14 protein-coding genes are annotated in these 13,468 nt (G+C 69.4%); 13 read left to right on the plus strand and 1 reads right to left on the minus strand.

Annotated elements, in window-relative coordinates:
• Window positions 1-6 precede the first annotated feature (6 nt).
• From rimO to miaB, 9 genes are all read left to right on the plus strand, one after another.
• Window positions 7-1,437, plus strand: coding sequence for a 30S ribosomal protein S12 methylthiotransferase RimO (rimO, locus tag ATK74_RS05440; RefSeq protein WP_098460085.1), 1,431 nt, complete (start codon window positions 7-9; stop codon window positions 1,435-1,437).
• Window positions 1,437-2,054, plus strand: coding sequence for a CDP-diacylglycerol--glycerol-3-phosphate 3-phosphatidyltransferase (gene pgsA, locus ATK74_RS05445; protein ID WP_098460086.1), 618 nt, complete (start codon window positions 1,437-1,439; stop codon window positions 2,052-2,054). Before rimO ends, pgsA begins: the two co-directional genes overlap by 1 nt.
• Window positions 2,041-2,538, plus strand: a complete 498-nt coding sequence (locus ATK74_RS05450; protein WP_098460087.1) for a CinA family protein — start codon at window positions 2,041-2,043, stop codon at window positions 2,536-2,538. Before pgsA ends, ATK74_RS05450 begins: the two co-directional genes overlap by 14 nt.
• A gap of 73 nt (window positions 2,539-2,611) precedes the next feature.
• Window positions 2,612-2,923, plus strand: a complete 312-nt coding sequence (locus tag ATK74_RS05455; RefSeq protein ID WP_098460088.1) for a helix-turn-helix domain-containing protein — start codon at window positions 2,612-2,614, stop codon at window positions 2,921-2,923.
• 3 nt (window positions 2,924-2,926) lie between these two features.
• Window positions 2,927-3,121, plus strand: a complete 195-nt coding sequence (locus tag ATK74_RS05460; protein WP_098460089.1) for a DUF3046 domain-containing protein — start codon at window positions 2,927-2,929, stop codon at window positions 3,119-3,121.
• Between the two features lie 168 nt (window positions 3,122-3,289).
• Window positions 3,290-4,339, plus strand: coding sequence for a recombinase RecA (gene recA / locus ATK74_RS05465; protein ID WP_098460090.1), 1,050 nt, complete (start codon window positions 3,290-3,292; stop codon window positions 4,337-4,339).
• A gap of 4 nt (window positions 4,340-4,343) precedes the next feature.
• Window positions 4,344-4,910, plus strand: coding sequence for a regulatory protein RecX (locus tag ATK74_RS05470; protein WP_098460091.1), 567 nt, complete (start codon window positions 4,344-4,346; stop codon window positions 4,908-4,910).
• Window positions 4,911-5,074: 164 nt separating this feature from the next.
• Window positions 5,075-6,526 carry a ribonuclease Y gene (rny, locus tag ATK74_RS05475; protein WP_245840746.1) on the plus strand — a complete coding sequence of 484 codons (1,452 nt, stop codon included), beginning with the start codon at window positions 5,075-5,077 and terminating at the stop codon, window positions 6,524-6,526.
• Between the two features lie 11 nt (window positions 6,527-6,537).
• Complete coding sequence (gene miaB / locus ATK74_RS05480; RefSeq protein WP_098460092.1) at window positions 6,538-7,953, plus strand: tRNA (N6-isopentenyl adenosine(37)-C2)-methylthiotransferase MiaB; 1,416 nt, start codon at window positions 6,538-6,540, stop codon at window positions 7,951-7,953.
• Between the two features lie 81 nt (window positions 7,954-8,034).
• Here miaB and ATK74_RS05485 read toward each other — a convergent pair whose 3' ends face one another.
• The gene (locus ATK74_RS05485; RefSeq protein ID WP_098460093.1) at window positions 8,035-8,205 is read right to left on the minus strand and encodes an antitoxin; all 171 of its coding nucleotides are present in this window, start codon (window positions 8,203-8,205) and stop codon (window positions 8,035-8,037) included.
• Window positions 8,206-8,305: 100 nt separating this feature from the next.
• Between ATK74_RS05485 and miaA the strand changes: the two genes are divergently transcribed.
• Genes miaA through ATK74_RS05505 form a run of 4 tightly spaced genes read left to right on the plus strand, consistent with a single transcriptional unit; the run spans window position 8,306 to window position 13,463 of the window.
• A complete protein-coding gene (gene miaA / locus ATK74_RS05490; protein WP_098460094.1) occupies window positions 8,306-9,259 on the plus strand; it encodes a tRNA (adenosine(37)-N6)-dimethylallyltransferase MiaA in 954 nt (317 codons plus the stop codon).
• Window positions 9,256-10,077 (plus strand): diaminopimelate epimerase, encoded by an 822-nt coding sequence (gene dapF, locus ATK74_RS05495; RefSeq protein ID WP_098460095.1) that lies wholly within the window; start codon window positions 9,256-9,258, stop codon window positions 10,075-10,077. The genes miaA and dapF overlap by 4 nt, the downstream gene beginning before the upstream one ends.
• 34 nt (window positions 10,078-10,111) lie before the next feature.
• Window positions 10,112-11,521 (plus strand): GTPase HflX, encoded by a 1,410-nt coding sequence (gene hflX / locus ATK74_RS05500; RefSeq protein WP_245840764.1) that lies wholly within the window; start codon window positions 10,112-10,114, stop codon window positions 11,519-11,521.
• The gene (locus tag ATK74_RS05505; protein ID WP_098462036.1) at window positions 11,514-13,463 is read left to right on the plus strand and encodes an ATP-dependent DNA helicase; all 1,950 of its coding nucleotides are present in this window, start codon (window positions 11,514-11,516) and stop codon (window positions 13,461-13,463) included. The genes hflX and ATK74_RS05505 overlap by 8 nt, the downstream gene beginning before the upstream one ends.
• Window positions 13,464-13,468: the final 5 nt, after the last annotated feature.

A 13,468-nucleotide genomic window follows, 5' to 3' on the forward strand; every position in this document is an offset into this window, starting at 1 on the left:
GTAGAAGTGCGCGAATCAGCTGGCGGCAAAGTCGCGGTCCATCTGATCGGGTTGGGCTGTGCCCGAAACGACGTAGATACCGAAGAGTTGGCCGGCCGACTGTCGGCGGACGGCTTCGAACTGACCGATGACCCACGGGCCGCTTCGGCGATCGTGGTGAACACCTGCGGCTTCATCGAGGCCGCCAAGAAGGACTCGATCGACACCATCCTCGACGCGGCCGATCTCGGTGGCCCGAAGAAGGCCGTGGTAGCCGTCGGCTGCCTGGCAGAGCGCTACGGTGCCGAACTGGCCCAGGCGCTGCCCGAGGCGGACGCGGTGCTCGGCTTCGACGACTATCCCGATATCGCCGACCGGCTGCGGTTCATCCTGGCCGGCGGACGTCCGGCCAGTCATCAGCCTCGGGATCGCCGCTCCCTGCTGCCGTTGGCGCCGGCTGCCCGGCAGGCCCGCAGCGGACAGGTCACCGTGCCCGGGCATCTCAGCCTGCCGGACGGGACGGCACCGGCCAGCGGGCCGCGGCCGATCCGCAAGCGGCTCAGCACGGCCCCCAGTGCTCCGCTGAAGATCGCCTCAGGCTGCGACCGGCGCTGCACTTTCTGCGCGATCCCCGCCTTCCGCGGGTCGTATCTGTCCCGGCCGATCGCCGAAGTGGTGGCCGAGGCCGAGTGGCTGGTCGGCGAGGGCGTCCGCGAGCTCGTCCTGGTCAGCGAGAACTCGACCGGCTACGGCAAGGATCTGGGCTCCAATCTGGAGACTCTGCTCACCGAGATGGTCGGTGCGGTGCCGATCGACTGGCTGCGAGTCTCGTACCTGCAGCCGGCCGAAGTGCGTCCGTCGCTGCTCGAGGCCATGATCACCCTGCCTGGCGTGGTGCCGTACTTCGATCTGCCCTTCCAGCACGCCTCGCCGCCGGTGCTGCGGCGGATGCGCCGGTTCGGCGATCCGGAGTCTTTCCTTGACCTGATCGAACGGATCCGCGACGGACGCCCGCAGGCCGGCATCCGCAGCAATGTGATCGTGGGCTTCCCCGGCGAGACCGCCGAGGACTTCGAAATCCTGTGTGAGTTCATCGCCGCGGCCAATCTGGACGCCGTCGGCGTCTTCGGCTACTCCGACGAAGAGGGCACCGAGGCGTCCGGGCTGGGCGGGAAGTTGTCGCCGGAGCTGATCTCCGAGCGGGTGGACCGGCTCTCCTCCCTGGTGGACGAGGTGTCGGCGCAGCGGGCCGAGGACCGGATCGGCGAGCGGGTGCAGATTCTGCTGGAGGGCAGGGACAGCACCGACGGCTGGTTCGGACGGGCCGCGCATCAGGGTCCCGAGACCGACGGTCACGTCAGTCTCGGCCAGCTGGTGGGCGTCGGCTCGGGGGACCTGGTCTGGGGTAGGGTCACCGGCACCGACGGCGTCGATCTGGTCGCCGACTTGGAGGACTGATGACCCAGGAAACGCCGACTCGCGGCGTGCCAGCAAACCTGCCGAACGCCCTGACCGTGCTCCGGCTGATCCTCGTACCCGTCTTCGTGACGCTGCTGTTCATCGATGCGTCCAGCCTGAGTTGGCGGTTGGCGGCCACCCTGGCTTTCGGCGTGGCCATCCTGACCGACTACTTCGACGGACGGCTGGCCCGCAAGCACAACCTGATCAGCGACTTCGGCAAGATCTGGGACCCGATCGCGGACAAGGCCCTCACCGGTGCGGCCTTCATCAGTCTGAGCATCCTGGGCGAGCTCCCCTGGTGGGTCACCATCGTGATCCTGGTCCGGGAGTGGGGCATCACCTGGATGCGCGTGATCATGCTGCGCTACGAGGTGATGGCCGCTGCGGCCGGCGGAAAGCTGAAGACGCTGCTGCAGTCGATCGCCCTGCTGATGTTCCTGCCCTACAACATCTGGTCCACTGAGGCCGTCTGGCCGTTCTGGTTCTGGCTGGGCTGGCTGGTGATGGGTGCCGCCTTCGTGCTCACCGTGGTCACTGGGGTGATGTACGTGTTCGACGCGCTCCGGCTGCGGGCTGCGGCCCAAGCCGGCCGAGATCGCGATGACTCTGCCTGATCCCCGGGTCGAGGCACTGGTGGCCGGACTCAGCGCGTCCGGCCAGACCGTGGCCACCGCCGAGTCGCTGACCGGGGGACTGATTGGGGCAACCCTCACCGAAGTGCCCGGCGCCTCTGCGGTCTATCTGGGCGGAGTGATCGTCTATCAGACGGCCCTCAAAGCTCGGCTGGGTGGTGTTCCGGACGCCATCCTGGAGCGGGACGGGCCGGTGGCCGGCAGCACGGCCGAAGCGCTCGCCGTGGGCGTGCGTGATTCCACGGGAGCCACCTGGGGACTGTCTGTCACGGGCGTGGCCGGGCCCACCAGTCAGGCCGGGCAGCCGCCGGGCACGGTCTGGATCGGATTGGCCGGGCCGTCCGGGGTGATCAGTCGTCACCTGCAGCTGGACGGCGACCGGTCCCAGGTGCGCGCGGCAACGGTGGACGCCGCACTGTCCTGGCTGGCCGGGCAGGCGCTGGGCAAAGACTGGAGTTGTAGTTGAGGAACATCACGACTACCGCGTGGCGTTGTATCAGCTGACCGGGGGGACTTCCGGGGACAGGTAGAGTCGGACTATGGCCCATGATGTGCGTGAGCGCCCGCTGCTGATGCGGGAGTTGCTCGGCGAGACCCTGCGCGAGGTGCGTACCGGGTCGAAGCTCACTTTGCGCGAGGTGTCCGGGCGGGCCAGGGTCAGCCTCGGCTACCTGTCCGAGATCGAGCGTGGCCAGAAGGAAGCGTCTTCGGAGCTCCTGAACGCGGTCTGCTCGGCACTGGACGTCCCGCTGGCGGAGGTGCTCCGTTCGGTCTCCGATCGCCTCGACGAGCACGCGGCCGACAACGTCACTCAGCTGCGGCCGGCCGGCCCGCGCGTTTACGCGGCCTGAGGTATGCGCGAGGGCGAGCTTCGCGGCAAGCTGGCTCACCATCTGGGAGCCACCTATTCCCTGGCTTGGGCCGACACCGTGGTGATCGGGCAGCTGGAGCACCGAACCGTCTCTCAAGCATTGGCGGCCGGGCTTCCGTGCCGCCGGATCTGGCTGGCTGCGTGGGCTGCATTGGAGCTTCCTGACAGCGAGCGCTGATCGATTTCGGTGTGTCGCATGATTTCGAACACCTGTTCGCCTAGGCTGTGGATGACACGCAGGCCGGACCGGAGATTTCCACAAGCCCATCTGCGCCTGAAGAAGTGTCAGCGACCGTCCCTACAGTGATGGCGAACTGTACGAGAAGATCTTAGGAAGGACGCCGACATGGCGATTGCGGACCGGGAAAAGGCGCTGGCTGCGGCGTTGGCGCAGATCGAGAAGGCGCACGGCAAGGGCTCGGTGATGCGCCTGGGCGACGAGACCAGGCTGCCGATCGAGGTGATCCCCACCGGGTCGATCGCTTTGGACGTGGCGCTGGGCATCGGCGGCCTGCCGCGGGGGCGAGTGGTCGAGATCTACGGCCCGGAGTCCAGCGGTAAGACCACGGTGGCTCTGCACGCGATCGCCAACGCCCAGGCGGGCGGCGGCATCTGCGCCTTCATCGACGCTGAGCACGCCCTCGACCCGGATTACGCCGGGAAGCTGGGCGTGGACACCGATGCGCTCCTGGTCAGCCAGCCGGACAACGGCGAGCAGGCCCTGGAGATCGCTGACACGCTGGTCCGGTCCGGGGCGCTGGCCCTGATCGTGATCGACTCGGTGGCCGCGCTGACCCCGCGTGCTGAGATCGAGGGCGAGATGGGCGACAGCCACGTCGGCCTGCAGGCCCGGCTGATGAGCCAGGCGCTGCGCAAGATGACCGGTGCGCTCTCCGGAGCGAACACCACGGCCATCTTCATCAACCAGCTACGCGAGAAGATCGGCGTGATGTTCGGCTCGCCGGAGACCACCACCGGTGGCCGCGCGCTGAAGTTCTACTCCTCGGTGCGGCTGGACGTGCGCCGGATCGAGACCCTGAAGGACGGCGCCGAGATGGTCGGCAACCGGACCCGGGTCAAGGTCGTCAAGAACAAGGTGGCGCCCCCGTTCAAGCAGGCCGAGTTCGACATCATCTACGGCCAGGGGATCAGCCGCGAAGGCAGCCTGATCGACCTGGGTGTCGACACCGGGATCATTCGCAAGGCCGGAGCCTGGTTCACCTACGAGGCCGATCAGCTCGGCCAGGGCAAGGAGAACGCGCGCACCTACCTGAAGAACAACCCGGCGGTGGCCGACGAGATCGAGAAGCGGATCCTGGCCCACCTGGGTGTGGGGGCTGCGCCAGCCGGAGTCCCCGAGGGCATCGACCCGGTGACCGGCGAGGTGGAGTTCTGATCCGATGAGTGCCAGAACGCCGGCCGGACGGGTGCTCAGCGAACAGCCTGAGGACAGCCCTACGGCCGTCGATCAGGCCGCTGATCCACTGGCGGTGGCCCGTGAGATTGCCCTGCGGCAACTCACGGTGCGAGCCCGCAGCCGGCAGGAGTTGGCCAAGGCACTGGCCCGCAAGGGCGTCCCGGAGGCGACCGCCGAGCAGGTGCTGGACCGGCTGACTGAGGTCGGTCTGATCGACGACGCGGCCTTCGCCAGGGACTGGTTGGCCGCCGGTGGCCGACGCCAGCGCAGCCGGCGCGCATTGATGGCCGAGCTGGGTGAGAAGGGTGTGGATCGGGAGATCATCCAGGACGCAGTGGCCGAGCTCGACTCCGATCAGGACTACGCGGTGGCCCGGGCCTATGCCGAGCGTAAGGCGGTCAGCTTGGCCCGGCTCGAGCCCCAGGTTCGCTATCGCCGCTTGACTGGTGCGCTGGCCCGCCGCGGCTTCCCGAGTTCGGTGGTGGCCCAAGTGGCGCGCGAGGTTCTGGCCGACCTGGACGTGCTGGACGGCGGCGAGCTAGAGGTTTAGCCTGCCTGTGGACGCGCGAGCGCCACTCTTGGCTGCTGACATCGATCCGGGGACTGATACCCCAAGATTTGACCTACCCAGAAGGCCTGATGCCTTCCTGCGGTGAGGTTCTGCGTGCAAGGTGCGGGCGATTCGCCGTTCCCTGATTCGGGAAGGGAGAGGCCGTGGACATCCCACTTCTGCTCACTGTGGTCACCGTGCTGGCGGTCTCGGTGGTGCTGCTGGTGGTCGGACTCGCCCTGGTGATGCGACAGGCCGGGGTCGGCCGTGGCGCATCGACCGCGGCAGAGTCGCTGCGTCAGTCGGTGGAGCGCCGAGAGGCGGCCCTCGAACTGCGTGAGCATGACCTGACTGCGGCTCAGGCCGAACTGAGCGAGGCGAAGGCCGCATTGGCGCAGGCCGAGTCGGCCCTACACGCCCGTGCCGACCAGGTCGAACACCTGCTGGCCGCTCGTGAGCAGGCACTGGTCGACGTGGCCGGGCTGACCCAAGCTGAGGCCCGCGCCGAGGTGTTGGCTGCAGCCGAGCGTGAGGCCCGACTCCAGGCCGCCCAGCAGGCGCGGGAGATCGAGGCGGAAGCCAAGCAGGGCGCGGAGACCAAGGCACGTGCCCTGATCACCACGGCCGTGCAGCGGCTGGCCGCCGAGCAGACCTCGGAGTCGGTGGTGACTGCCGTGGCCCTGCCCAGTGAGGAGATGAAGGGCCGCCTGATCGGCCGTGAAGGCCGCAACATCCGATCGTTCGAACAGATCACCGGGGTGAACCTGCTGATCGACGACAATCCGGAGAGCGTCCTGCTGTCCTGCTTCGACCCGGTCCGCCGGGAGACCGCTCGGCTCACCCTGGTCGAGCTGATCGAGGACGGCCGGATTCACCCGGCCCGGATCGAGGAGGCCCACGAGCGCAGTCGCGAGCGGCTCAGCCAGGCGAGCCTGCGGGCCGCCGAGGACGCCGTCCTCGAGATGGGGATCACCGACCTGTCGCCCGAACTGCTGCCAGTGCTCGGCTCGCTGCAGTTCCGCACCTCCTACGGCCAGAACGTGCTGCGGCACCTGATCGAGTGTGGCCACATCGCCGGCCTGCTGGCCGCCGAGCTCGGCCTGGACGAGGCAACCTGCCGCCGGGCCGCGTTCCTGCACGACATCGGCAAGGGGCTGAGCCATCAGGAGCCGGGCTCCCATGCGCTGGCCGGGGCGGCGCTGGCCCGTCGGGCCGGGGAGCACCCCGACATCGTCCACGCCATCGAGGCGCACCACAACGAGGTCGAGCCACGCACCGTCGAGGCGATCCTCACCCAGGCCGCCGACGCCATCAGCGGCAGCCGCCCGGGCGCCCGCCGGGAGAGCGTCGAGCTCTACGTGAAGCGGCTGGCCAAGCTGGAGGAGCTGGCCGGCGCGCATCGCGGCGTCCAGAAGGTCTTCGCCATGCAGGCCGGCCGGGAGATCCGGGTGATGGTCGCCCCCGAGCAGGTCAGCGACGCCGAAGCCGCGGCCATCGCCAAGGACATCGCCAAGCAGGTCGAGCTGCAACTCACCTACCCGGGCAACATCCGGGTGACCGTGGTGCGGGAGTCGCGGGCCACGGCGCTGGCCCGACGTCCGGTCAACGCCGGGTAAAGTCTGCGCCCATGCGTACCTACGAGGTGGTCACCTATGGCTGCCAAATGAACGTCCACGACTCCGAGCGGATCCAGGGCGTCCTGGAGGAAGCCGGCTATGTGGCCGCAGAGCCGGGCAGCCAGGCCGACGTGGTGGTGTTCAACACCTGCGCGGTCCGGGAGAACGCCGACAACCGGCTCTACGGCAACCTCGGTCACCTGGCGCCGGTGAAGGGTGCCCATCCGGGGATGCAGATCGCCGTCGGCGGCTGTATGGCCCAGAAGGACCGGCAGATCGTGGTCGACAAGGCGCCGTGGGTGGACGTCGTCTTCGGCACCCACAACCTCGGCTCGCTGCCGGTGCTGCTGGAGCGGGCCCGGGTGCAGCAGGAGGCCCAGGTGGAGATCCTGGAGTCGCTGGAGCGGTTCCCGTCCACCCTGCCGACCCGCCGTGACTCCGCCTACGCAGCCTGGGTGTCGATCAGTGTGGGCTGCAACAACACCTGCACCTTCTGCATCGTCCCGGCGCTGCGCGGCAAGGAGACCGACCGGCGTCCCGGCGACATCCTGGCCGAGATCCAGACGCTGGTCGCCGAGGGGGTCCAGGAGATCACCCTGCTCGGCCAGAACGTGAACAGCTACGGCGTCGAGTTCGGCGACCGGGGCGCGTTCGCCAAGCTGCTACGCGCCTGTGGCGAGGTGGACGGCCTGGAGCGGGTCCGGTTCACCTCCCCGCATCCGGCCGCCTTCACCGACGACGTGATCGCGGCAATGGCCGAGACCCCGAATGTGATGCCATCGCTGCACATGCCGCTGCAGTCCGGCTCGGACCGGGTGCTGAAGGCCATGCGCCGCTCCTACCGCAGCGAGAAGTTCCTGGGCATCCTGGATCGAGTGCGCGCGGCCATGCCCGCCGCGGCCATCACCACCGACATCATCGTCGGCTTCCCGGGCGAGACAGAGGAGGACTTCCAGGCGACCCTGGACGTGGTCCGCGCCTCCCGCTTCGCCGCGGCGTTCACCTTCCAGTACTCGATCCGCCCCGGCACGCCTGCGGCGACCATGCCCGATCAGGTGCCGCGCGAGGTGGTCCAGGAGCGCTACGAGCGGCTGGTCGAGCTGGTCGGCGAGATCAGCTGGGCGGAGAACCGTGCGCTGGTCGGCCAGACGGTCGAGGTCATGTTCGCCGAGGGTGAGGGACGCAAGGACGAAGCCACGGCCCGGATGTCGGGCCGGGCCAAGGACAACCGGCTGGTCCACGTCCGAGTGCCGGAGGAGCCGGAGCTGCGTCCGCGTCCGGGCGACTTCGCCGAGGTGGAGATCACCTACGCTGCGCCGCACCACCTGAACGCGGACGCCGGGTTGCTCAGCCTGCGCCGGGCCGCCTCGGGTGCTGCACCGGCTGCGTCGCGCGGCCGGCAGCTGAGCATTCAGCCCAAGAACTAAGCCGGGGAGCCGGCCACTGGGCCGACCCCCCGGGATCGTCGTACTGCGGGCATGCCGCCCGCTCAGATCAGGTGGACGCGACTACTTGTCGCCACCCAGTTGGTCAGCGATGAACTGCTGGGCCTGATCCACCTGGGCCGTGAACTTCCCGTCGGTCTTCTCATCAATGAAGTCACCCAACTGCTCGACGCCTTCCTTGATCTCGTCCGCATGGTCAGCAACGGCTCCCTTGATCTGTTCGACGAAGTCCATGCGACCTCCTTTCTGTTCACGGCACCGGGACGATCCCGAGCAGCACCATTGTGCGCGCGGATGGGCTCGCGCGTCCGGCAAGTGCGAAAGAATAGGCAGAATGTCTGCTGTGAGCATTCCGGTGGTGGTGATCAACGGGCCCACCGCCAGCGGCAAGACCGGCCTGGCGGTCACGGTGGCCCAGGCGCTGCGGGCGCAGGGCCGTCCGGCCGAGGTGGTGAACACCGACTCGATGCTGGTCTACCGCGGCATGGATATCGGAACCGCCAAGCCGAGCCTGGCCGAGCGGGCCGGAGTGCCGCACCATCTGATCGACATTCTCGAGATCACCGAAGAGGCCAGTGTCGCCCGGCTGCAGGAGCTGGCCCGGGCGGCGATCGCCGACTGCCGCGGACGTGGCGTGGTGCCGATCCTGGTCGGCGGGTCGGCCCTGTACGTCCATGCCATCGTGGACGAGTTCAGCTTCCCGGCCACCGATCCGGTGGTCCGGTCCCGACTGGAGGCCGAGCTGGAGCAGTTGGGCAACGCCGAACTTCATGCGCGGCTGGCGGCCCGGGCACCCGAGGTGGCCGCCGGGATCCTGCCCGGCAACGGGCGCCGGATCGTCCGCGCCCTGGAGGTGCTGGAGCTGACCGGCAGCTTCAGCTCGCAGCTGCCGCAGTGGCGCTACGCGCTCGAGCCGGTCCTGCAGTACGCCCTGGACGTGCCTCGCGACGAGCTGGACGCCCGGATCGGCGAGCGGGTGGAGGCCATGTGGGCGGCGGGCCTGGTGGCCGAGGTCGCTGAACTGGAGCGTCGCGGGCTGCGCGAAGGCCGGACCGCATGCCGGGCCATCGGCTACCGGCAGGTGCTGGCCTTCCTGGCCGGTGAGTGTGGTGAGGCCGAGGCCAAGCAGGCGATCGTCCAGGTCACCCGCCGGTTCGCCCGCAAGCAGCTGGGCTGGCTGCGCCGCGACCCGCGGATCGTCTGGCTGAGCCCGGGACGGGCGGCGGGCGAGGCGATTGTGTCCGAGGTCCAAGGTAGGCTTCAGAACGGTCGACAGGAGAATCAGTGAGCAGCATCAGCTTCGCGAAGGGTCATGGCACCCGGAACGACTTCGTGCTGCTCCTGGATCCCTCCGGCGAGCTCGAGTTGAGCGCCGCACACGTCCGCTTCCTCTGCGACCGCAGGGCCGGAGTGGGCGCGGACGGCATCCTGCGCGCGGTGCGGGCCGAGGCGGTCCCCGAGTGGGACGGGCCCGGTGACCAGTGGTTCATGGACTACCGCAACGCCGACGGGTCGATCGCCGAGATGTGCGGCAACGGCCTGCGGGTCTTCCTGCGCTACCTGGCTGAGCAGGGGCTGGTCGACAGCGCCGAGCGCGTTCCGGTGGCCACCCGGGCCGGGGCTCGGACCGGATGGTTCCTGCCCGACGGCCGGGTCGCGGTGACCATGGGCCGGGTGCAGCTCGGTGAGCAGGTCGAGGTTCGGCTCGGCGAGCATTCCTGGCCGGCTCGTGCGGTCTCGGTGGGCAACCCGCATGCGGTGAGTGCCCTGAGGTCTGACGAGAGCCTGTCCGAGCTCGACCTGCAGAGCGCTCCGATCGCTGCGCCGGCCGAGGTGTTCCCGGCCGGTGCCAACTTCGAGTTCGTGGTGTCGTCCGGCCCCGGTGAGATTTCGATGCGCGTTCACGAGCGGGGCGTCGGCGAGACGGCATCCTGCGGTACCGGGGTAGTTGCGGCCGCGGCCGCAGCCGGCGGCTCCGAGCATTGCCGGGTCCGGGTGCGTGGCGGCGAGCTGGAGGTCGACCTCAGCGGGGACGAGGCGGTGCTGATCGGGCCGGCCGTGATCGTGGCTCACGGCGTCGTCGACTGGCCGGACGAGCTGGGCTGAGCTGCGCAGCTTCGCGCAGCAGACTATGGAGAAGATGATCGAAAACGACGAGTGGGACGACGACCTGCCCAGTCCGGACGGCGAGCAGCTGGATCTGGCAGCTCGACACTCGCTGCGGCGGGTGGCTGGCATGTCCACTCAGCTGGCCGACATCAGCGAGGTCGAGTACCGCGAACTCCAGCTGGAGCGCGTCGTCCTGGTCAGCGTATGGACCGGCGGCAGCCAGGCTGACGCCGACAATGCCATGGCCGAACTGAAGCTACTGGCCGAGACGGCCGGTTCCGAGGTGCTCGAAGGGCTGGTCCAGCGGCGGGGGACCCCCGACCCGGCGACCTTCATCGGCCGAGGCAAGGTGGACGAGCTGCGTGAGGTGGTGATCGCCACCGGCGCCGACACGGTGATCTGTGACGGCGAGCTCGAGCCGGCCCAGTTGCGCAACCTGGAGGATCGGGTCGGGGTCAAGGTGATCGACCGCACTGCGCTGATCCTGGACATCTTCGCCTCCCACGCCAAGAGCGCCGAAGGTAAGGCACAGGTCGAACTGGCTCAGCTGCAGTATCTGCGCCAGCGGCTGCGCGGCTGGGGCGGCAACCTGTCCCGTCAGGTCGGCGGACGTGCTGCTGCCGGAGCCGGCATCGGCGGTCGTGGCCCTGGTGAGACCAAGATCGAGACCGACCGGCGGCGGATCAAGACGCGGATCGCCATCCTGAAGCGGCGGCTGCGTGACCTGGACGAGGTGCGGGCCACCAAGCGAGCCCAGCGCACCCGCAACCAGGTGCCCAGCGTGGCCATCGTCGGCTACACCAATGCCGGCAAGAGCTCCCTGCTGAACCGGCTCACCAATGCCGGAGTGCTGGTCGAGGACGCCCTGTTCGCCACCCTGGATCCGACAACGCGGCGCTGGCAGACCTCGGACGGCCGGGTATTCACCCTCACCGATACGGTCGGCTTCATCCGGCACCTTCCGCACGACCTGGTGGAGGCCTTCCGCTCGACCCTGGAGGAGTCGGTGTCCGCCGATCTGCTGCTGCACGTGGTCGACGGCTCCGATCCGGATCCGTTCGGCCAGGTGGCGGCGGTGCGGACGGTACTGGGCGAGATCGGTGCGTCCGGGGTGGCCGAACAGCTGGTGATCAACAAGATCGATGCCGCCACTGACGATGTGCTGCTGGCTCTGCGCGGCCGGTTCCCGGACGCTCTGCTGGTCTCGGCGCGCACCGGTGAAGGCGTGTCGGAGTTGCTGGCTCGGATCGAAGAGCGGTTGCCTCGCCCGTCGGTCGAGGTAAGGGCGCTGGTGCCCTATGCCCGCGGCGATCTGATCGACCGGATCCACAATGCCGGGGAGTTCCTATCGGCCGAGCACACGGCGAGCGGCACCCTGGTGGTGGCGCGGGTGAATGCCGATCTGGCCGGTGAGCTGGCTCGGTTCGCCACCGATGACTGACCCTGACCTGACCGGGCAGATTCTGGCGGCGGCCGTCGAGGAACTCGGCGGCCAGCAGCGTCCCGGCCAGGTGGAGATGGCTGCCGAGGTGAGCACCACCTTCGCCACCGGCGAGCACCTACTCGTCCAGGCGGGCACCGGAACCGGTAAGTCGCTGGGCTACCTGGCACCGGCCGTGGCCGAGCTGGCCGGCAATCCGCAGGCGCGGATCGTGATCGCCACGGCCACGCTGGCCCTGCAGAGCCAGCTGGCCAACAAGGACATTCCCACCGCGGTCGCCGCAGCCCAGCAGCTCACCGGCACCACGGTCAGTCATGCCGTGCTCAAGGGGCGCAGCAACTACGTGTGCCTGCAGCGAGTCCGGGACGGCTCGGGGCTCGAGCAGGATGCCCTGGTGGCCGACCCCAGCGAGGCGTCCGGCCTGGGCGCAGAGGTGGTGGCGCTGCGGCGCTGGGCAGAGGAAGAGGCCGAGGCCGACGGACTGGCCGATCGCGACGACGCCCCGGACCACACTCCGGCAGCCTGGAGCCAGGTGTCGGTGCCGGTCCGGGAGTGCCTGGGCGCACAGAAGTGTCCCTTCGGCGAGGTCTGCTTCGTCGAGGAGTCCCGGCGCCGAGCCCGGGCCAGCCAGCTGGTGGTGACCAACCATGCGCTGCTGGCCATCGACGCCATGCACGGCGGCACAGCATTGCCCGAGTACGACGCCCTGGTCATCGACGAGGCCCACGAACTCGTGGCCCGGGTCACCGGAGCGGCATCGGTGGAGCTCGGTCCGGTGCAGGTGGAGCGGGTCGCCAAACGCTGCCTGCCCTGGTTGGCCGACCAGACCGGGTTGGAGTTTCTGGACGCGGCCGACACCCTGCAGGAGGGCCTGGACGAGGCCGAGGTCGGCCGGATCCCCGGCGGTGAGCCGGCGGTGCTGGCCGCCGTCCGCAGCGTCCGGGACGCCGCCCGGCAGGCGGTCACCGGGCTGGCCGGCGGTGCTGCCGAGGAGGTCGAGCGCAACCAGGCCCAGGCTGCCGCCCAGGAGATCTTCGACATCGCCGAACGGATGGCCAAGCTGTCGGAGTTCGATGTGATCTGGGTCTCGGAGTCGGAGCGGTTCGGGCGGCAGCTGAACTGCGCGCCGCTGTCGGTGGCCGGCCTGCTGCGCGACCGGGTGTTCGCCGACCATGCCGTGGTGCTGACGTCGGCCACCCTGAAGCTGGGCGGCGAGTTCCGAGCCATCGCGGCCTCGGTGGGCCTGGACGCCACCGGCGCCGACTATCGCGGGGTGGATGTCGGCTCGCCGTTCGACTACCGCAGCCAAGGCATCCTCTACGTCGCCACCCGGCTGGCCCCGCCGACCCGGGAGGGGATCGCCCCCGACGCCTTGGCCGAGATCGCCGAGCTGCTGTGGGCCGCCGAAGGCAGGACTTTGGGCCTGTTCGCGTCCCAGCGGGCCGCGGAGGCTGCCGCCCGCTACTGCCGGGCCGAGGTCCCGGACCGGCTGATCCTGTGCCAGGGCGATGCGCATCTGCCGAAACTGACCGCCCAGTTCGTGGCCGATCCGGAGGCGTCGCTGTTCGGCACGCTCTCGCTGTGGCAGGGCTTGGACGTGCCCGGCGACACCTGCCGGCTGGTCGTGATCGACAAGATCCCGTTCCCACGGCCCGACGACCCGCTGATGCAGGCCCGGCAGCAGGCGGTCACCCAGGCCGGCGGCAACGGCTTCATGGCCGTGGCGGCCAGCCATGCGGGTCTGCTGCTCGCCCAGGGCGCCGGACGGCTGATCCGCACGCTCGACGACCGCGGGGTGGTGGCCGTCCTCGACCCGCGGCTGGTCACGGCTCGCTACGGCAGCTTCCTGCGGGCCTCGCTACCGGACTTCTGGATGACCACCGATCCCGAGGTGGCCGTGGCCGCCTTGCGCCGGCTGGGTGCAGCTGCGAACGACGCCTGAACGCA

The sequence above is a fragment of the Propionicimonas paludicola genome (assembly GCF_002563675.1).
Taxonomy (GTDB): domain Bacteria; phylum Actinomycetota; class Actinomycetes; order Propionibacteriales; family Propionibacteriaceae; genus Propionicimonas; species Propionicimonas paludicola.

Coding starts and splice junctions, on each gene's coding strand:
- pgsA (WP_098460086.1), top strand. CDS start 1,437: ATGACCCAGGAAACGCCGACTCGCGGCGTGCCAGCAAACCTGCCGAAC.
- ATK74_RS05450 (WP_098460087.1), top strand. CDS start 2,041: ATGACTCTGCCTGATCCCCGGGTCGAGGCACTGGTGGCCGGACTCAGC.
- ATK74_RS05455 (WP_098460088.1), top strand. CDS start 2,612: ATGGCCCATGATGTGCGTGAGCGCCCGCTGCTGATGCGGGAGTTGCTC.
- ATK74_RS05460 (WP_098460089.1), top strand. CDS start 2,927: ATGCGCGAGGGCGAGCTTCGCGGCAAGCTGGCTCACCATCTGGGAGCC.
- recA (WP_098460090.1), top strand. CDS start 3,290: ATGGCGATTGCGGACCGGGAAAAGGCGCTGGCTGCGGCGTTGGCGCAG.
- ATK74_RS05470 (WP_098460091.1), top strand. CDS start 4,344: ATGAGTGCCAGAACGCCGGCCGGACGGGTGCTCAGCGAACAGCCTGAG.
- miaB (WP_098460092.1), top strand. CDS start 6,538: ATGCGTACCTACGAGGTGGTCACCTATGGCTGCCAAATGAACGTCCAC.
- ATK74_RS05485 (WP_098460093.1), bottom strand. CDS start 8,205: ATGGACTTCGTCGAACAGATCAAGGGAGCCGTTGCTGACCATGCGGAC.
- miaA (WP_098460094.1), top strand. CDS start 8,306: ATGTCTGCTGTGAGCATTCCGGTGGTGGTGATCAACGGGCCCACCGCC.
- hflX (WP_245840764.1), top strand. CDS start 10,112: ATGATCGAAAACGACGAGTGGGACGACGACCTGCCCAGTCCGGACGGC.
- ATK74_RS05505 (WP_098462036.1), top strand. CDS start 11,514: ATGACTGACCCTGACCTGACCGGGCAGATTCTGGCGGCGGCCGTCGAG.